Source organism: Ruegeria sp. AM5 (assembly GCF_056540645.1).
Genome location: NZ_JBQFXC010000001.1, coordinates 921,359 through 938,503, shown reverse-complemented (window position 1 = coordinate 938,503; position 17,145 = coordinate 921,359). Strand labels below are relative to the sequence as shown.

Here is a 17,145-nt window from a genome sequence, read left to right as displayed (position 1 = left end):
AAAAATCTTAACCCCAATCCGGAGGATATTGCATGGAACTATCATTCCTGGCCGTTACAGTTGTGACTATTTTAGCCGTACTCTTGTTCATAGGCCTTGTACTTGGCCGCCTTTATCGACGCGCCACGCGCGAGATCAGCCTGGTGAAAACCGGCGCGGGTGGCAAAAAGGTCATCATGGATGGCGGCGTCATCATCGTACCGTTGCTGCACGAAGTCAGCCCGGTCAACATGAAGACTCTGCGCCTTGAGGTGCAGCGCAGTGGTGAGGCCGCGCTCATCACCAAAGACCGGATGCGTGTCGACGTGGGTGTCGAATTCTACGTCTCGGTGATGGCGACTGAAGAGGGCATCGCACGCGCCGCGCAAACGCTGGGTGATCGCACCTTTGACGTCGAGCAACTGCGTGAGATGATCGAAGGCAAGCTGATCGACGGTCTGCGTGCCGTGGCCGCTCAGATGACCATGGATGGTCTTCATGAAAACCGCGCCGACTTTGTGCAGGAAGTGCAGAATGCGGTGTCCGAAGACTTGCTGAAGAACGGTTTGTCGCTGGAATCGGTCTCGCTGACTGCGCTCGACCAGACTCCGTTTGAAGCGCTGGACGAGAACAACGCCTTTAACGCCGTGGGTATGCGCAAGCTGGCCGAGGTGATTGCCATATCCAAGAAAGAACGCGCGCAGATAGACGCCGAGGCCGAGGTTGAGGTGCGTCGTGCGGCGATGGAAGCGGAGCGTCAGAAGTTGCTGATCGAACAGGACGAACAGCAGGCACGCATCGAGCAGGCGCAGAAGGTGGAAACTCTTCGTGTGGCGCAAGAGGCGGAGATCGCTGCGCGAACTGAAGACTCGGTACGCGAAACCGAACGCGCCCGGATTGCCCGTGAAGAGGCCATTCGTTCCGCCGAGATTGAGCGCGAGCGCAAGATCCGCGATGCTGAGATCGCCAAAGAGCGTGAGATCGAAGTGGCGGAACAGGAACGCCAGATCATCATCGCGCAGAAATCCGAAGAGGAAAGCCGTGCGCGCGCATCCGCCGATCTGGCTCGAGCCGAGGCGACCAAAGCAACCGAAGCTGTGGCTACGGCGCGCGAAGTGGCCGAGGCCGAGCGTCAGAAGCAGATTGTTCTGATTGAAGCCACTCGTGAGGCCGAACGTCAGGCCACCGCGATCCGTTTGTCAGCGCAGGCCGAGAAAGAGGCCGCCGCAGATCGCGCCGAAGCCCGCCGCGAGGAAGCGCAGGCCGAAGCAGACGCGTTGAACATTCGCGCCGAGGCCAAGAAGAACGACATGCTGGCCGAGGCGGAAGGTAAGCGTGCGATCGTAGAGGCCGACAATGCCCTGTCACCTGAGCAGATCCGGATGAAGGTCGACTTGACCCGCATTGAAACCATGCCCTCGATCATCTCGGAAATGGTCAAACCGGCCGAAAAAATCGACTCGATCAAAATCCATCAGGTTGGTGGGATCGGAGCTGCCAATGGTGGTGGTGTTTCAAGCGGTGAAAAGCCGGTTGTCAATCAGGCGTTGGATTCGATCATGGGAATGGCCGTGCAGATGCCAGCGCTCAAGAAACTGGGCGAAGAGCTTGGCTTGTCCATGGAGAACGGCGTCGGGGGCGTGGTGAACGGTGCGCTTGAGAGCACCGGGGACCCAGATGAGGTGGTCGACGCGGTCGAGGACAACGGGCCAGCGGTCCAGCAGTAAAACAGAAGGGCCGGGATTTCCCGGCCCTTTTTCATTGCTTTTCGCGAGAACCCTTGAGCAGCCTGCCGATGGTAAAGGATGTGCGCGGTGCATAGACATAATTCGTCCGTTTCTCGGGCGTCGGGCGCGAACGCATACGGGCGAGGCCAAAGACAATAAGAAACACATGACCCAATGCAACAAAAGCAAACAGGGCTCCGGGGCCGAATTGCTGGATCAACGTGGATGAGATGTAGGGCGATGCAATCGCCCCCAGCGCGTACCAGAACATCAAGGCCGCTGCCAATTCAACGCGTTGTTCGGTCGTGGCAAAATCATTCGCATGGGCCGAGGAAACCGAGAAAATCGGAAACGTGGTCAGGCCAAAGAACCCGGCGGCCAGCATAACGCCGACCGTTCCAGTTCCGCTAGCCAACATCGTGACACCGCAGCTTAGCACCGCTGCCACGGATAGCCAGATCAGCACCCAGCGTCGATCATACTTGTCTGCGAGCCAACCCAAGGGGTACTGGGCCAGTGCGCCGCCCAGAACGAAAGAGGCCAGAAAGAAGGCAATCTGATCTACGCCCAATCCGACCTCCTGACCGTATACCGGGCCGACCATGCGCAATGATGCCGAGCTAAGCGCAGCCACGATAACGCCCGCCACAGCCAGTGGTGAGCTGTGCCAGGCCAGCTTGGGACGCAGGCGCGGGGTGTCCGGTGTCTTGGGTTGGCTGGCGCGAGTTAGGGCCAGCGGCAAGATCGATGCACAGCATAGGATCGCAAGCAGGTTGTACGAAACGTAAGAGGCGGGTGGCAGAACAGCAATGATAAGCTGTGCACAAAGCGAGGCCCCCATATCGGCGATACGATACGTACCCATCGCGCGCCCACGGGTTTCGTTGGTGACCTTGGCGTTCAGCCAAGCCTCGATCACGGTGTAACAACCGGCGACACAGGTGCCCGACGCGATACGCAGCGCGGCCCAGACATAAGGGTTTTCAGTCAGCGTATGCCCCAGCAACCCCATCGCGCCCAAAGCGGTGCAGACCGCAAATGCGCGCGAGTGCCCGACGCTGCCCATAAGCCGCGGAGCCCACCAGCAACCAACAAAGAACCCAATGAAGTGCGATGACCCCAGCAGACCGATCTGTTCGGTCGAAAAATCAAGCGTCAGCCCCGAGATTGCATCCAGCGGACCAACACCGCCCGTTGAGAGCTGCAGCAGAATGACCGAAAGAAAGAGGGCGGCAAATGAAATGATCGTACGCATGATAGGTGCAACTTGACCTTGTCGCCACGAAATGCGCGCGCCTAATCGACGCCCTGACGTCGTTTTTTGCCTTTTTTGTGGTTAATCCTGCCGGATGATTTCGGCGTGGATGTCCAGGCCGATCGTGGGTTGTACAAGATCAGGATATCCAGACGCGCCAAACTCATTTCGATTGATCGCCCCCTCTAGCCGGATGGACAGGGTGTCCAAATCATCCACCGCGCTTCCCGGTCTCCGATACAGATTGGCGCTCAAAGTCACCGGACGCGTGATACCGCGCACTGTCAGATCGCCGGTCACGGTTGCACCTTCCGAGATACGGCCAGTGGGTCCCAGCTGAATCTTAGTCGTGATGAAACGGATGGTGGGGTATTGGGCAGCGTTCAACACACTTTTTCCCAACATCGGACCTCGGGCAAATGGTAGGTTCGTCCGCGCCCGGGCCACGTCCAGCACGACATCGACCCGGCTGTTTTGCAAGCGATTGGTATCAATCAGAATTTGGGCCGACTGTACTGGCATCGTGCCCGTCTGAAGCGCGCCGGACAAATCATAGGTGAAGCCAACGGAACTGCGCGATGCTGCCAGCGCATATGGGGTGAGGGCGGCCATCGCTGCCCGTGCCATTGGTAACGCGCAAAGGCTTGCAATCAGGCTGCGTCGGGTAAGGTTCCTCATGCCATCGCCGTGCGACCGCGCGGGCGCGAGCGTTTCATGAGCATCAGCACGATTGCGATGTTCAGCCCGTTCCAAAGGATGCCATTGATGAAAGCAAGCTGATAACTGCCAGTCACGTCATAAATCCAGCCCGACATCCAACCACCCAGAGCCATGCCGAGGATAGTCATCATCATGACAAAACCCACGCGCGCACCGGCCTCTTGCGGGGGCATATATTCACGTACAATCAGCGCGTAGCTGGGGACGATACCACCCTGGGCCAGCCCGAATAGCATGCTGACGACATAAAGCGAAACCATCCCATCATAAGGGAGAAACAGGAACAGAGCGATACATTGCAGGACCGAGCCAATCAGCAGTGTTGAAAGCCCTCCCAACCGGTCCGCGACAAGCCCCGAGATGATGCGGCTAACCACGCCGCCCAACAGCATCAGAGACAGCATCTCGGCCCCAACGGCCGGGCCATAGCCCAAGCCCACACAATAGGAGACAATATGGACCTGGGGCATCGACATGGCCACGCAGCAGCCGATACCAGCCAACCCAAGGATGTACTGCAGGGCGCGGGGTGAAAAGCCGACGCTTTGTGCTTTGACCTGTGCTGCCGCTGCTGCCGTGCCGTGCGCCTCGACGGGGACCTGTCTGCGCAAAAGCAGGGACAGAGGAATGACGGCGACCAGGGTGATGACGGCGAGACTCAGATAAACCTGCTGCCACCCGTCGCGCTGCAGAATGCCCGACAGCAGCGTGGGCCATATCGCGCCAGACAGGTAGTTGCCACTGGCCACCAGTGCCACAGCAATCCCTCGCCTGCGCATGAACCAATGCGAGATATCGGCGATCAGTGGTCCAAATCCGATTGACGTACCGAGCCCCAGCAGAAGATGCGCAACCGACAGCAGCGCGATATTCGGCGCAAGGGTTGCCAGCAGATAGCTTACCGCACTCAGCACAGCGGCGCCGATCAACGCCATTGTCACGCCCAGTCGGTCCACCAGCTTGCCCAGCCACATGTTGCCGAAGGCAAAGCCGATCATGGCGAGCGTATAGGGCATCGACGCTGCGGCTCGGTCCGCGCCAAACTCGGCCTCGATGGCGGGCATGACGACGATCACAGCCCACATGCCCACATTGACCACGGTTGCGATGGCCAGGGTGATCAGCAGGCGAAGCCACGAATATCGGCTGTCATGGATCGGGTGTGTCATGCCGGCACGCTAGGGGGCAAGTCCGGTTTTGGCCAGTCACAAGTTATGTGATCATCGGGGCGTCTTCGGATTTGATCTGCTTTAACTGCAGTCCGCAATGAGGAGCAGCCCGCGTCACGTGCCAACTGGCCGGGGGCAGGGCGCGGGCGCGGCGGCGGGTCAGACACCAACTGCAGGCCTCGTCCCGATAGGTGGGCACCATATGCCAGCGCGTCTCAATCCCCTGTGCGCCACCATCGTCAGGCGTCAGCAGTAGCCCCAGCGGGGCCTGTCCCGATATACCGCCCTGTTCGGCAGCCAGATGCATCCGCCGGACCGGGGTCAGACCCGGCGGGCCGGGCAAATCGCCAATGACCAACGGGGCGGCACCGCTGCGCAAGGCTTCTTCCACGCACCACAACAGGTCTTCAGGTTTGTCAGGGTGGATCAGCAGAAACCGGGACGGATCGGCAAAAGGCAGCATGCCCTCGGGATGCAGCTGCGCCACCTCCCAAGCCGGGGCAATCCACATCACTGGCCCTTGAGTCTGCCCCGCCACCCACAGAGCAAAGCTACGCCGGGCAGGGCCGCAGGCTTCGTGTACACGGGCCAGTTGCAGACTGATCTGTGGGTGCAGGGCCACCCCGGGTGGGGTGCGCGCGGGCTTGCGGCCAAGAAGATTGGTGGACATGCTGATCAAATTAGCATGTTCTTACTTTGTTCTCAATTGAGGAATGCGGTCAACGCGACAGGATTAGACGCCCATCTGCGAACTGGATGTTCGAAAAGCGGTGCAGATACGCCATCCCTAGCAAGGATTGACCCAGATCGCCTTCATTGACTGAGGCCAGGATATCGCGATCGGTGATGGGGCCCAAAGACAGGCTGTCCAGCCGAACCGGCGCTGTACGCACAATGCCATTGGCCGTCGAGGCGCGACCGAGATAGTTCAATTGATCCGTATCGATTCCAATTCGTTCGGCATCTTTCGGGCTGATGACGATATTGCTGGCCCCGGTATCGACCAGAAAGGTCACCGCTGTGCCATTCACCAGCATTGGTAAATAGTAGTGTCCATCATAAGAGCGGGGCACTTCAATCCGCTGATCGGTCACAGTCAGTTGCGGGGTCGGGCTGACGGTTGAACGGATGTCATCCCACAATCCGACAACGGCAATGACACCGATAAAGATAAACACCCAAGCCGCGACCTGCTGCATGGTTTTGCCCAAAGACTGACGGTTCTGAGTGATAAACCACATCAACAGGGCCGCACCCAGCAGAACCAGATAGGTCAAGCGCCCAATATCGTAGCCGTCCATTCAATCACCCGAAATCAGTTTTCTCATACCAATATGGTGTTTCACGAGGCGAAACCAAAGGCTTTGAGGCCATCAAGAATGAACTGAACCGACAGTGCAGCCAGCAGCATACCCAGCAGCCGTGTCAGCACGTTCAGCCCGGTCTTACCAAGAATACGGGCGATCATGCCTCCGGCCAGAAAGAACACAAATACAACCAACATGACGGCCAGCATAACAGCGCAGGCCGCTGCGATCCCAGGGACGCCCGGGTTTTGTCCGGCCAAAAGAATGATTGTTGCGATCGATCCGGGGCCCGCGATCAGGGGGATGGCCAAAGGGAACACCGAAGGGTCAGAATGATCTTCTTCCTCGGCGCGGTCCTCGCGGCGTTTGGTACGGCGGTCGAACAGCATGTCCAGCGCAGTCAGAAACAAAAGCGCGCCACCTGCAACGCGGAAGGCTTCCATCGAGATGCCGACGAATCCAAGAACCGCTTCACCAAAAGCGGCAAAGGCGATCAGGATGAAAACCGCGGTCAGGCAGCTGCGAATGGCAATCTTACGGCGTGTGGCCGCATCCATGTCCTGCGTCAAGGCAACGAAAATTGGCGTGGTTCCGAAAGGGTCGATCACCACAAACATCGTGGTGAAAGCCGTTATGAAAAAGGCCATGTCGATCATGCTGCGCTCTCTGCCTGTTCCAACCGTTCTGCGGCGGCGACCCATAGGGCTTCAGCCTTTTGCATGGCTTCGACCACCTCGGCGAATTTGCGGTTCCAGGTTTCCAGATCGTTGATCCGGTCATCTTCATAAAGCGCAGGATCCGCCAGCTTGGCAGAAAGCTTGTCGTGCATATTGGTCAGTTTCTCGACCCGGTCTTCGCATTTGCGCAGATCCGCACGCAGGGCCAATACGGTCTCGCGTGACGCACGTTTGGGTTTGGGCGCCTGTAGTTTATCTTTGACCGGTTTCTCGCGGGCCAGCAAAAGAGTGCGATAGGCCTCAAGATCGCCATCGAATGGCTTCACGGTGCCATCCGAGACCAGCCATAGCCGATCAGCGACAAGCGACAGTAGATGCATGTCGTGGCTGACCAAGATGACCGCGCCGGAATAGGCAGTCAGTGCCTCGACCAACGCTTCGCGGCTTTCGATGTCCAGATGGTTCGTCGGTTCGTCAAGGATCAGCATATGCGGCGCGTCGATGGTAGCGATCAGCAGCGACAAGCGCGCCTTTTGTCCGCCCGACAGGCGACCGACCAGCGTTTCCGCTTGATCCGCGTTCAATCCGAACCCCGCCAGACGCGAGCGCCACTTGCCGGGCGCCTCATTAGGGCGCAGGCGGCGCAAGTGATCCAATGGTGTTTCGTCCACATGCAGCTCATCTACCTGATGCTGCGCGAAATAGCCGATGCGCAGCTTGGAGCTTCGGGTCATTTTACCCGCCATCAGGGGTAGGCGGTCAGATAGCAGTTTCGAAAGGGTCGACTTGCCCTGACCATTCTTGCCTAGCAGAGCGATGCGATCATCCTGATCAATACGCAGGTTCAGTCGTCGCAGAACCTCGGTCTCACCATAACCGGTCACGCCTCCTTCAAGCTGAATGATCGGTGGCGACAGCTCTTCTGGCTCGGGGAATGAAAAGGCGCGCAAAGCCGCCTCTTGCGGAGTTGAAACCAGTTGGATGCGCTCGATCATCTTCAAACGAGACTGGGCCTGTACGGCCTTTGACGCCTTATAGCGGAAACGATCCACGAAACTTTGCAGATGTGCGATGCGGGCCTTGGCCTTGGCGTTTTCCGACTCTGCTTGTGCCAGACGTTCAGCGCGACGTTCGGCAAACTTGTCGTAGGGAACCGCGTAATAAGTCAGTTTGCGATCTTCGAGATGCAGAATTGATCCGACGGCGCGGTTCAACAACCCCCGGTCGTGGCTGATGATGATGACGGTGTGAGGGTATTTGGCCAGATAGCTTTCAAGCCACAACGCACCTTCAAGGTCCAGATAATTGGTCGGTTCGTCCAACAGCAACAGGTCAGGCTGCGAAAACAGTACGGCCGCCAGCGCTACCCTCATGCGCCATCCGCCCGAGAAATCCGAACAGGGTTTCAGCTGATCCTCATCGTCAAAGCCCAGTCCTTTGAGGATCGAGGCTGCCCGAGCCTCAGCCGACCAAGCATCAATATCAGCCAGCCGTGTCTGGATTTCAGCAATGCGGTTCGGATCTATTGCGCTGTCTGCTTCGGCCATCAATGTGCTGCGTTCCACATCCGCGGCCAGAACCGTGTTGATCAGCGAGACATCCGAGGACGGCACTTCCTGCGCCACGCCCCCGATCCGCGCACGTTTGGGCAGGGATATATTGCCTGATTCCAGCGACAGCTCGCCCCGGATCAACCGAAAGAGCGTCGTCTTTCCGGTACCATTGCGCCCGACAAGGCCGACCTTGTGGCCATCGGGAATGGTCGCACTGGCCCCGTCGAACAGAGGACGCCCTTCAACGGCGTATGTGATGTTATCGATCCGTAGCATGAGGCGCTCTTATCAGAGCATCCAAGACGCCGCCAGAGGTCACCATGTTCAAGCCAGAAGCAATGTGTTAGCGCTGTTCCGGTTCGTCTTCCAAACGGTTTCGATATGCGTGCGGCTCAATCTCCTCCGACCCTGATAACTCTGATCTTTGCAACGGCGCTCTCGGTTCTGACACTGAATATGTTCCTGCCGTCGCTGGCGCATATGAGCGAAGATTTCGGCGTGGATTATGGCCTGATGAACGTGGCCGTCGCAGGGTACCTATTTGTCTCGGCGGTCTTGCAGTTGATCGTCGGGCCGCTGTCGGATCGCTACGGGCGAAGACCTGTCTTGTTGATCGCGATGGTCATATTTGTCGCCGCATCAATTGGATGCGTCTTAGCCGAGTCAATCTGGGTTTTCCTTTCGTTTCGGATGATTCAGGCGGCGGTGGTGGCCGGGCCGGTGCTGTCGAGTGCTTCGATCCGCGACCGATATCCACCAAACGAGGCCGCCAGCAAGCTGGGTTATGTCGCAATGGCCATGGCACTGGCACCGATGCTTGGGCCAATGCTAGGCGGCGCGCTGGATATGCTTTTTGGTTGGCGGGCCGGGTTCGTGCTGTATTCGCTGCTTGGGGCAGGGGTGCTGTTGCTGCTTTGGGCTGACATGGGTGAAACCAACACCAACCGCTCGTCGACTTTCGCGGCGCAGATGCGGGAATACCCGCATTTGTTCCGCGCGCGTAGGTTCTGGGGTTACGCCTTATGCGCCGCGTTCTCCATCGGCGGTTTTTTTAGTTTTATCACCGGCGCGCCATTGGTCGCCGCAGCCTGGTTCGACCTGAGCCCAGCAATGCTGGGTCTGGGCATCGGTATCATCACGGGCGGGTTTATGGTCGGCAACTTTGTCACCGGGCGCATCGCAAAGCGCACCCAGCTGACGACAATGATCTTGTTCGGTCGGGTCGTGGCCTCGGTTGGGCCATTTTGCGGGCTGCTGCTGTTCATCGGCAATATGGGCTCGGTCTGGGTGTTTTTTGGATCCGCCATCTGCGTTGGTTTCGGAAATGGTTTGACCAATGCAAATGCCTCGGCCGGGGTGATGTCGGTGCGCCCGAAATTGGCCGGCAGCGCGGCTGGATTATCAGGCGCTTTGATCGTGGCGCTGGGGGCGGTCTTGACCATGATGACCGGGACGTTCGTAAGCCCCGAAAACGGGCCTTATCTGGTGCTGAGCATGATGTGCGGCAGCAGCTTTGCGGGTCTTTTGGCAGTGCTCTATGTCCGCCGGTTGGATCGTACCGACCCGCTGCCCGAGGCGATCTGAGCGATAAACGATCATAACGCTTTTCATGAGGCAAATACCATGTTAGGCGGCGCGCGATGGATTTCGGCGCGGGTATCGCGCCCTTAAGTCAAGGAGAGGCCAATATGGCACTGGAACGCACATTCTCGATCATCAAACCCGATGCAACCCGCCGCAACCTGACTGGCAAAATCAATGCCAAGTTCGAAGAAGCTGGCCTACGCATCGTCGCGCAAAAGCGCATTCACATGACCAAAGCTCAAGCTGGCAAGTTCTATGACGTGCACGCCGAGCGTCCGTTCTATGACGAACTGTGCGAATTCATGTCGTCGGCCCCTGTTGTTGTTCAGGTTCTGGAAGGCGAAGGTGCCATTGCCAAGAACCGTGAAGTCATGGGCGCAACAAACCCCGCAGACGCGGCTCCCGGCACTATCCGCGCCGAATTCGCTGAATCGGTCGGTGAAAACTCGGTCCACGGTTCGGACGCACCGGAAACTGCCGCGGTTGAGATCGCCTACTTCTTCTCGGGCATCGAACTGGTCGGCTAATCGGCCGTCAGATCACAGCTTTAGGCCGTACCCCATATCGGGTGCGGCCTTTCTTATGAGGGCAGGGCTCAAGAGTGTTTGTCCGCATTGCTTTAGTCGACAGGAGCGAAATGCCGTCATGAGCACAAACAAACGCATTGTTCTTTCCAGTGATCACGCTGCAATCGACCTCAGGCAGGCTATCTCTGCTTACGTTGAATCCCAAGGTTGGGAGGCCGTAGATATCGGTCCGACCACATCGGAAAGCACTCATTATCCCGAACACGGAGCTGCCGCAGCGCGCCTTGTGGCATCGGGTGATTGTCGCTTTGGTATCATCCTGTGTGGCACCGGGCAGGGCATCATGATAGCGGCCAACAAAATCAACGGCGTCAGATGTGGTGTTTGCAGTGATGTCTTTTCGGCCCAGATGATCCGGCAGCACAATGACGCAAACATGCTCTCGCTGGGGGCGCGGATTCTCGATGAAAAGCAAGCACTGGAAATCACGGCTGCTTTCCTGGCATCCGAATTTGAAGGTGGTCGCCACGCAATGCGGGTCGATATGATCGGGGCGCTCGAAGCCTAGTCTGCCGCCAAATCCTTGGCCGATATACGCACGCCCAAAGCATCAAGATCGGCAATCATCTGATGCTTTGGTGCTATGCTGACTCCGGCCTTGATCGCATCGAACCGTTCGCGCAAGGCCTTCTTTTCCTCGCCCTTGCAGTCATTCCAGGGGCGACCTTGCAAGCCCATGACCAATACATAATAGCCGATGAAATGAGGGCGCGTTCCGGCCTGCAATAGGCGCGAATAAGCCTCGTCTGCTCCCAACGCGCGCAACTCCTGAGCCGTCATAATGCCCGCTCGTGCGCAGGCTTGTTCGAATGCCGGGCCAAGATTGCGGATGGAGGAGATCGGATCAGACATGCCTTGTCTTATCCCGCCCCAAGCGGCCTGTCACCCGCTCAAGGTTGTTTGCGGCTTCCCTTTCCGCTACCCAAGCATTGGAGGGGTCAAGAATGAACGATCTAAGCCTAGAGAATGTCGCGCAAAATCTGGACCTGATGAACCCGCCCGAGGGGTTTGTCGACGACCCGTTCCCCTTTTATGATGCACTGCTTAAGCATGCACCTGTATTGCGGCAGCCTGACGGTTCCATGTTGTTGTCGCGCCATGCGGATCTGGATGCCATTTATCGCAACACGACGCTTTATTCCTCGGATAAGGAGGCTGCGTTCGGCCCTAAATTCGGTGTTGGCTCGCCGTTATTCGAACATCATACAACTTCACTGGTGTTCTCCGATCCACCGCTGCACACGCGGGTGCGCAAGATCATGACCTCAGCCCTGACGCCCCGGGCAATCGCGCGGATGGAGCCGGGTCTGATCGAAACCGTTGATACGCTGCTGGATGATATGGCGGGCAGGGGACGGGTTGATCTGATTGCGGATTTTGCCTCGACCATTCCAATCCAAATCATCGGCAATCTGCTGGATGTACCGATGGATGAACGCGCGCCTCTGCGCGATTGGTCTCTGGCTATCCTTGGTGCTTTGGAACCCGCTTTGACGGAAGCTCAGCTGGAAAAGGGTCACACTGCTGTTCGCGACTTCAAAACTTACCTTCGGGATCTCGTCGCCCGTCGTCGCGCAAAACCGGGAGATCCGGAAACAGATGTTCTGACACGTCTGATCCGTGGCGAAGGCGTGGATGAGATGCTGAGCGAGATTGAGCTTCTGCAAAACTGCATCTTCATACTGAACGCGGGCCACGAAACGACCACCAATCTGATCGGCAATGGGCTGGCGCTGCTTCATGACTATCCAGAACAACGCCAAAGACTGTTGGAAGATGGCGAATTGATTGCTCCGGCGGTTGAAGAGGTCTTGCGCTTTCGGTCGCCCAACCAATTTGGCAATCGGGAAACTACGGCGGACGTTGAAATCCGAGGACATCAGATCGCCAAAGGAACGAACCTGCATCTCTGTATCGGGGCAGCGAACCGTGATCCCGAGGTGTTCACCGACCCGACCCGGTTTGACATCACACGCAAGCCGAACAGGCACCTAGCTTTCGCAGGCGGGCCGCATGTCTGCGTTGGCCTGACTTTGGCGCGTCTTGAAGGTCGTGTTGCATTGGGCCGGTTATTGAATCGTTTTCCCGATTACCAGATTCAAGGAAAACGGGTGCAGGGTGGTCGCATTCGCTTTCACGGATACGCTTCCTTGCCTGCAGTTATGTAATTTGATCAACGCTCTAGTAGATGTTCTTCATGAAATTAAGAATTGCGTGACAACTTCAGAGTTGTCTCAAGCCCTGGCTTCCGGTTACGCGCAAGAAACGTGCCGCCGTGCATATGCGAAATTGCCGCCACAAGCGCTAGTCCAAGACCAGCATTGCGCCCTGTCCTTGCGGGATCAAGCGTGACAAACGGCATCTGCAATCGGGGCAGATCGCTTTCTGGTACGCCAGGGCCCCGGTCGCGAACGCTGAGTAACGCATAGTCGCCGTCGTCTCGAATTTCGATGGTGATCGCCGTGCCAGTCGGGGCGTAGCGCATGGCGTTTTCAAGAAGGTTCGACAGTGCTTGAGACAGCAGAGGGCGATGGCCTTGGATTGGGTCCGCGTTTCCAACGACCTCAAGTCGGATGTTCTGATCAGACGCGACAGGTTCGTATAACTCAACCACATCACCGACCAGTTGCAAAAGCTCTACCGGTTCAAATTGTTCGCGGCCCAGACCGGCCTCGGCGCGCGAAATCTCGGTCAGTTGGCTGAGAACGCGCAGCAGGTGGTCAATCTCTCCGGTCGCGCGCGCCATGTCGATCTCGCGATCTTGATCGCTTTTGCCGGGCTCAGCAAGGGATTCGACCCGTTGCCGCAGTCGCGACAGGGGAGAGCGCAGGTCATGAGCAATAGAATTGGACGTTGTGCGCAGGTTGCTGATCAGTTCTTCAATACGATCCAGCATGTTGTTCAATGTGGCCGCGACCTGATCGAATTCATCGCCCGTGCCACGTAGAGGCATGCGCAGAGCTAAATCTCCGGAAACGATATTGTCGGCTGTATTGGCGATGTCTTTCAGTCGTGAAAACACCAGCCGGGTCAGCAGCCAGCCGGTCAACAAACTCAGCGCCAATGCCGTGGCAAGTGCCAGTGCAACAGACCGGAACAGAACCCGGTCGAATTGCTGTCTGGCCAATGAATCACGCCCGACAAGCAGCCTTTCGCCACCCGGCAGCCGGACCGAAGCGGCAGAGATCGGGACATATTGATCCGTATCTTCTTTGCGAAGCTGAAGGTCGACCCAGCCGCTACCTGGAGTTATCCCTTCCGGCCAATGCGTCAGGTTGCCCGCCAGTTTCGTGCCTTGCCGACCTGTCAGCAAGTACAAGGCATCCCGCTCAGCCGCTGTCGGCAAGCGGCGGTCGATGGCCGAGATCAACCCGATCATGCCACGCCGTTCATATTCATCTGCCAGGCCCGTAAGCTCGGCCTGAACGACCGAACGCGTCTCGCCTGAAATCGTGCGATTGGCCGTAAAATACACCATCGTCAGAACGGTCGCCGTCAGCAAAGTGCTAAGCACCATGCTGGCCAGAACCAACCGAGTACGAGAGTTTTTCAGCGACAGGCGCAGGTTATCCATCCGAAACCATGTATCCGGCGCCTCGGACTGTTTCAATCACCGGGTCGGCTCCGTCTTCATCAAGCTGGCGGCGCAGTTTCGAAATATGGACGTCGACCACGTTGGTGTTCGGGTCAAAGTGGTAATCCCACACACCTTCAAGCAACATCGTGCGCGAGACGACGCGGTTTTTTCGGCGCAGAAAGAACTCCAGAATTTGAAATTCGCGCGGGGTCAGGGTGATTTCACGACCGTTGCGCGTGACCTTGCGGGTCAACAGATCCATTTCGAGATCGCGGCAGGCAAGGGTAGGCGTTTCTTCGGCTTCTTGCGGTCGACGCAACAGGGCTTCGATCCGGGCATGAAGTTCCTGGAATGAAAATGGTTTGACCAGATAATCGTCTGCGCCCGCGCGGAGGCCTTTGACTCGCTCGTCCACTGCACTCATGGCGGTTAACATCAGAACAGGTGTTTTCAACCCAGCCGCACGCATTGACTTAATCAGTGATAACCCGTCCAGCCCGGGAAGCATTCGGTCCAGCACGACCGCATCAAATCCGCCGTCAGTTGCGTGGTACAGGCCTTCGCGGCCATCTGATGCGACTTCGACAACATAGCCTTCTTCACCAAATCCCTTGGCAATGAAGTCCCGTGTGTCTTGGTCATCTTCAACGATCAACAAGCGTCTGCTCATGGTCAGGGCTCCTTCCCAATGGGATTTAAACACACATACTCTTTGAAAAAAACATGCCGGGTGCAAAGGTGCACCCGGCTGTTCCGGCGGCACGTGGACAATCCGTGCCTGCCAGAATAAGCGCTCCAGATTTCCCCATCATGTGGCGCGCTTAGGTGTAGGGTTAGGCGATTTCGACCGCGACGAAGATCTGGTTGCCACCGCGATTGATCAAAACCAGAGCTGGATCCGTCTTTTCGTTCTCCAGCGCTTCTTTCAAAGCGTCTGGCGTAACTGTATCCAGATTGCCCAGTCGAACGATCACATCACCACGCTGCAATCCGGCCTTGGCCGCAGGGCTTTCGGGCTCCAGATCGGTGACAACAACACCATCGACGTTCTCGGCCACGCCAATCTCGGCGCGGGCGGTTTCGGTCAGCGGTGCCACGGTTACGCCCAGCGACGTACCTTCGAACTTGTCTTCAACCACGCTATCGGTCGCCGCCGAGGCTGACTGATGCTGACCGATTGTCAGTTCGATCTGTTCTTCTTTGCCATTTCGAAGAACAGTCAGCGTGCTATCAGTACCTACCTTGGTCGTGCCAACCAGGATCGGAAGATCGCTACTGGAATCAACGGCTTCGTCATTGAAGGTCAGGATCACGTCACCTTGCTGCAGTACGCCATCGGCCGGGCTGTCAGGTACAACATCCGATACCAGCGCACCTGTTGCCGTATCGATACCCATCGCAGCAGCCAGTTCGGGGCTGACATTCTGGATCGACACTCCCAACCAACCGCGGCTGACCTCGCCGTCATCGCGCAGATCAGCCGTGATGTGATCTACAATATTCGAAGTCACCGCAAAGCCGAGTCCGACTGAGCCGCCGCTGGGCGAATAGATCGCCGAGTTCACACCGATCACCTCACCATCCATGTTGAATAGCGGACCACCCGAGTTGCCTTTGTTGATAGCAGCGTCGGTCTGGATGAATTCGGCGTAGGGACCTTCCGAAATATTGCGCCCCTTCGCGGAAACAATACCGGTCGTAACGGTTGCATTCAGGCCAAACGGGTTGCCGATGGCGACGACGTCTTCGCCCACGCGAATGACATCGCTGTCACCCATTTGAACGGCTTGCAGGTCTTCTCCTGCGTCGATTTTAAGCACGGCGATGTCCGTAAGCGGATCTGTACCAACGATTTCAGCTTCGAATGTGCGGTTATCGCTCAGACGTACGGTCACTTCGCTGGCGTTGTCGACAACGTGGTGGTTGGTGACGATGTATCCTGCCTTATCCAGCACAAAGCCTGATCCCAAACCCTGGCTGGGGCCTCGCTGCGGCATGTCAAATCCTTCAGGACCGCCGAACCGTTTAAAGAACTCGCCAAAGGGATGGTTTTCGAGGTCGAACTCCTGACCTTGTGTGGGGCGTGGTTTGGCATCTTGCCTGGCGGTGATCGTGACCACCGAAGGCGAGACGGTTTCGACCAGATCGGCCAGAGCCTCGTCTGCCATTGCGGGCAGGGCGGTGGTGGCCATCATGGCCGCGCCCAGTGCGGTAGCTCCCATCCAGCTGGATGTGCGTGGAATAAGCAGTGAGGATTTACGGATGCTCATTTTGACTCCTGTCTATTTCGGCGGTTGATCCCGCGCATTGAGAGAGGAGATGCACTGGCAACCTTGGGATATCCTGAGAGAAATATTAAGAAACCTTAATTTCGCCACGTTTCGCCGCTTTAATGACTCCGTTCAACGTGCTCGGGTAGCAAGAATCAGCTTGGGTGCTATGTGGCGAATCGGTGGATTGTTGCCGATAAAGTCAATAATTTCGAAAAAGCATTGAATTGATTCATTTTTGTTAACAAAGAAACGACGCTTTTGCGGTCTCAAAAATACTTCTCCTAAAAGTTGCGTGAGATGGAGTGTTCAGATTTCGAACACGCCCATCGATGCCTTTGAAATAGGTAAGTTAGCCGTATTCTAAGTGCGCAACTGACGGAAACTTCTGGAAAAAGTATAAGTCGATGCAACCATTGGTAGAATCCAGAGTGTTGCATTGTTGCTCAAAAGCCAGTGCGCCTGCGCTGAAATTTACCATTTCATCCAATTTTACATTGTTTGAACGCATCGGATCAGCGACATTGGAGTTGCCCAAGTGAGGGGGGCCTTAGGCACTAGGGGGTGTCAAAGGCGCATCTCAGTCTCCATAGCGCTGAGCGGCATGTTAACGAGGGGGTCTTGTTTAGGTTCAGCAGCACAACGTCGGGAAGCCTGATTGGCGATCTGACCGCGCTTTAGAGATTGGTGAAAGTGGTAGTCCTGTTTTTGGGCATGCGACCCGGTCATTATTGACCGGG

16 protein-coding genes are annotated in these 17,145 nt (G+C 57.1%); 5 read left to right on the top strand and 11 right to left on the bottom strand.

Features of this window, described 5'->3' with window-relative positions; all coding sequences use genetic code 11:
- The first annotated feature begins 32 nt into the window (after positions 1-32).
- Complete coding sequence (locus ACR0AH_RS04770) at positions 33-1,706, top strand: flotillin family protein (RefSeq protein ID WP_480590668.1); 1,674 nt, start codon at positions 33-35, stop codon at positions 1,704-1,706.
- Between the two features lie 31 nt (positions 1,707-1,737).
- Here ACR0AH_RS04770 and ACR0AH_RS04765 read toward each other — a convergent pair whose 3' ends face one another.
- The 7 genes from ACR0AH_RS04765 to ACR0AH_RS04735 all read right to left on the bottom strand — a co-directional run bounded on the left by ACR0AH_RS04765 (position 1,738) and on the right by ACR0AH_RS04735 (position 8,663).
- Positions 1,738-2,961: an MFS transporter gene (locus ACR0AH_RS04765; protein WP_170393328.1), complete on the bottom strand. Its 1,224-nt coding sequence runs from the start codon at positions 2,959-2,961 to the stop codon at positions 1,738-1,740.
- An 81-nt stretch (positions 2,962-3,042) separates the two neighbouring features.
- A complete protein-coding gene (locus ACR0AH_RS04760; protein WP_480590666.1) occupies positions 3,043-3,588 on the bottom strand; it encodes a YceI family protein in 546 nt (181 codons plus the stop codon).
- Positions 3,589-3,635: 47 nt separating this feature from the next.
- A complete protein-coding gene (locus ACR0AH_RS04755) occupies positions 3,636-4,850 on the bottom strand; it encodes an MFS transporter (RefSeq protein WP_170510795.1) in 1,215 nt (404 codons plus the stop codon).
- Between the two features lie 43 nt (positions 4,851-4,893).
- Positions 4,894-5,520 carry an ImuA family protein gene (locus ACR0AH_RS04750; protein WP_480590664.1) on the bottom strand — a complete coding sequence of 209 codons (627 nt, stop codon included), beginning with the start codon at positions 5,518-5,520 and terminating at the stop codon, positions 4,894-4,896.
- Between the two features lie 49 nt (positions 5,521-5,569).
- Positions 5,570-6,151: a TIGR02281 family clan AA aspartic protease gene (locus tag ACR0AH_RS04745; protein ID WP_170405245.1), complete on the bottom strand. Its 582-nt coding sequence runs from the start codon at positions 6,149-6,151 to the stop codon at positions 5,570-5,572.
- Between the two features lie 41 nt (positions 6,152-6,192).
- Complete coding sequence (locus ACR0AH_RS04740) at positions 6,193-6,813, bottom strand: MarC family protein (protein WP_170393323.1); 621 nt, start codon at positions 6,811-6,813, stop codon at positions 6,193-6,195.
- Positions 6,810-8,663, bottom strand: a complete 1,854-nt coding sequence (locus tag ACR0AH_RS04735) for an ABC-F family ATP-binding cassette domain-containing protein (RefSeq protein WP_480590662.1) — start codon at positions 8,661-8,663, stop codon at positions 6,810-6,812. Before ACR0AH_RS04735 ends, ACR0AH_RS04740 begins: the two co-directional genes overlap by 4 nt.
- Positions 8,664-8,768: 105 nt before the next feature.
- Between ACR0AH_RS04735 and ACR0AH_RS04730 the strand changes: the two genes are divergently transcribed.
- The 3 genes from ACR0AH_RS04730 to rpiB all read left to right on the top strand — a co-directional run bounded on the left by ACR0AH_RS04730 (position 8,769) and on the right by rpiB (position 11,066).
- On the top strand, positions 8,769-9,971 hold the full coding sequence (locus tag ACR0AH_RS04730; RefSeq protein ID WP_170405251.1) for a multidrug effflux MFS transporter: 1,203 nt from the start codon (positions 8,769-8,771) through the stop codon (positions 9,969-9,971).
- Positions 9,972-10,075: 104 nt separating this feature from the next.
- Positions 10,076-10,498 (top strand): nucleoside-diphosphate kinase, encoded by a 423-nt coding sequence (gene ndk, locus ACR0AH_RS04725; RefSeq protein WP_008757405.1) that lies wholly within the window; start codon positions 10,076-10,078, stop codon positions 10,496-10,498.
- Positions 10,499-10,616: 118 nt separating this feature from the next.
- The gene (rpiB, locus tag ACR0AH_RS04720; RefSeq protein ID WP_480590660.1) at positions 10,617-11,066 is read left to right on the top strand and encodes a ribose 5-phosphate isomerase B; all 450 of its coding nucleotides are present in this window, start codon (positions 10,617-10,619) and stop codon (positions 11,064-11,066) included.
- Here the strand turns inward: rpiB and ACR0AH_RS04715 are convergent.
- The gene (locus ACR0AH_RS04715) at positions 11,063-11,410 is read right to left on the bottom strand and encodes a TfoX/Sxy family protein (RefSeq protein WP_170563089.1); all 348 of its coding nucleotides are present in this window, start codon (positions 11,408-11,410) and stop codon (positions 11,063-11,065) included. The two genes, rpiB and ACR0AH_RS04715, sit on opposite strands and share 4 nt — an antisense overlap.
- 92 nt (positions 11,411-11,502) lie before the next feature.
- Here ACR0AH_RS04715 and ACR0AH_RS04710 point away from each other — a divergent pair, with 92 nt between their 5' ends.
- Entirely contained in the window at positions 11,503-12,726 is a 1,224-nt protein-coding gene (locus tag ACR0AH_RS04710) for a cytochrome P450 (protein WP_480590658.1), read from the top strand.
- Between the two features lie 35 nt (positions 12,727-12,761).
- Here the strand turns inward: ACR0AH_RS04710 and ACR0AH_RS04705 are convergent, their stop codons facing one another.
- From ACR0AH_RS04705 to ACR0AH_RS04695, 3 genes are all read right to left on the bottom strand, one after another.
- Entirely contained in the window at positions 12,762-14,132 is a 1,371-nt protein-coding gene (locus ACR0AH_RS04705) for a sensor histidine kinase (RefSeq protein ID WP_480590656.1), read from the bottom strand.
- Positions 14,125-14,805 (bottom strand): response regulator transcription factor, encoded by a 681-nt coding sequence (locus tag ACR0AH_RS04700; RefSeq protein ID WP_170393316.1) that lies wholly within the window; start codon positions 14,803-14,805, stop codon positions 14,125-14,127. The genes ACR0AH_RS04705 and ACR0AH_RS04700 overlap by 8 nt, the downstream gene beginning before the upstream one ends.
- A gap of 163 nt (positions 14,806-14,968) precedes the next feature.
- Positions 14,969-16,405: a DegQ family serine endoprotease gene (locus ACR0AH_RS04695; RefSeq protein WP_170731974.1), complete on the bottom strand. Its 1,437-nt coding sequence runs from the start codon at positions 16,403-16,405 to the stop codon at positions 14,969-14,971.
- Positions 16,406-17,145: the final 740 nt, after the last annotated feature.

What these genes read in the sequence shown, in the direction of transcription:
- ACR0AH_RS04710 (WP_480590658.1), top strand. Translation starts at nt 11,503, where the DNA reads ATGAACGATCTAAGCCTAGAGAATGTCGCGCAAAATCTGGACCTGATG.
- ACR0AH_RS04700 (WP_170393316.1), bottom strand. Translation starts at nt 14,805, where the DNA reads ATGAGCAGACGCTTGTTGATCGTTGAAGATGACCAAGACACACGGGAC.
- ACR0AH_RS04760 (WP_480590666.1), bottom strand. Translation starts at nt 3,588, where the DNA reads ATGGCACGGGCAGCGATGGCCGCCCTCACCCCATATGCGCTGGCAGCA.
- ACR0AH_RS04715 (WP_170563089.1), bottom strand. Translation starts at nt 11,410, where the DNA reads ATGTCTGATCCGATCTCCTCCATCCGCAATCTTGGCCCGGCATTCGAA.
- ACR0AH_RS04765 (WP_170393328.1), bottom strand. Translation starts at nt 2,961, where the DNA reads ATGCGTACGATCATTTCATTTGCCGCCCTCTTTCTTTCGGTCATTCTG.
- rpiB (WP_480590660.1), top strand. Translation starts at nt 10,617, where the DNA reads ATGAGCACAAACAAACGCATTGTTCTTTCCAGTGATCACGCTGCAATC.
- ACR0AH_RS04745 (WP_170405245.1), bottom strand. Translation starts at nt 6,151, where the DNA reads ATGGACGGCTACGATATTGGGCGCTTGACCTATCTGGTTCTGCTGGGT.
- ACR0AH_RS04755 (WP_170510795.1), bottom strand. Translation starts at nt 4,850, where the DNA reads ATGACACACCCGATCCATGACAGCCGATATTCGTGGCTTCGCCTGCTG.
- ACR0AH_RS04730 (WP_170405251.1), top strand. Translation starts at nt 8,769, where the DNA reads ATGCGTGCGGCTCAATCTCCTCCGACCCTGATAACTCTGATCTTTGCA.
- ACR0AH_RS04740 (WP_170393323.1), bottom strand. Translation starts at nt 6,813, where the DNA reads ATGATCGACATGGCCTTTTTCATAACGGCTTTCACCACGATGTTTGTG.
- ACR0AH_RS04750 (WP_480590664.1), bottom strand. Translation starts at nt 5,520, where the DNA reads ATGTCCACCAATCTTCTTGGCCGCAAGCCCGCGCGCACCCCACCCGGG.
- ACR0AH_RS04735 (WP_480590662.1), bottom strand. Translation starts at nt 8,663, where the DNA reads ATGCTACGGATCGATAACATCACATACGCCGTTGAAGGGCGTCCTCTG.
- ACR0AH_RS04770 (WP_480590668.1), top strand. Translation starts at nt 33, where the DNA reads ATGGAACTATCATTCCTGGCCGTTACAGTTGTGACTATTTTAGCCGTA.
- ACR0AH_RS04695 (WP_170731974.1), bottom strand. Translation starts at nt 16,405, where the DNA reads ATGAGCATCCGTAAATCCTCACTGCTTATTCCACGCACATCCAGCTGG.
- ACR0AH_RS04705 (WP_480590656.1), bottom strand. Translation starts at nt 14,132, where the DNA reads ATGGATAACCTGCGCCTGTCGCTGAAAAACTCTCGTACTCGGTTGGTT.
- ndk (WP_008757405.1), top strand. Translation starts at nt 10,076, where the DNA reads ATGGCACTGGAACGCACATTCTCGATCATCAAACCCGATGCAACCCGC.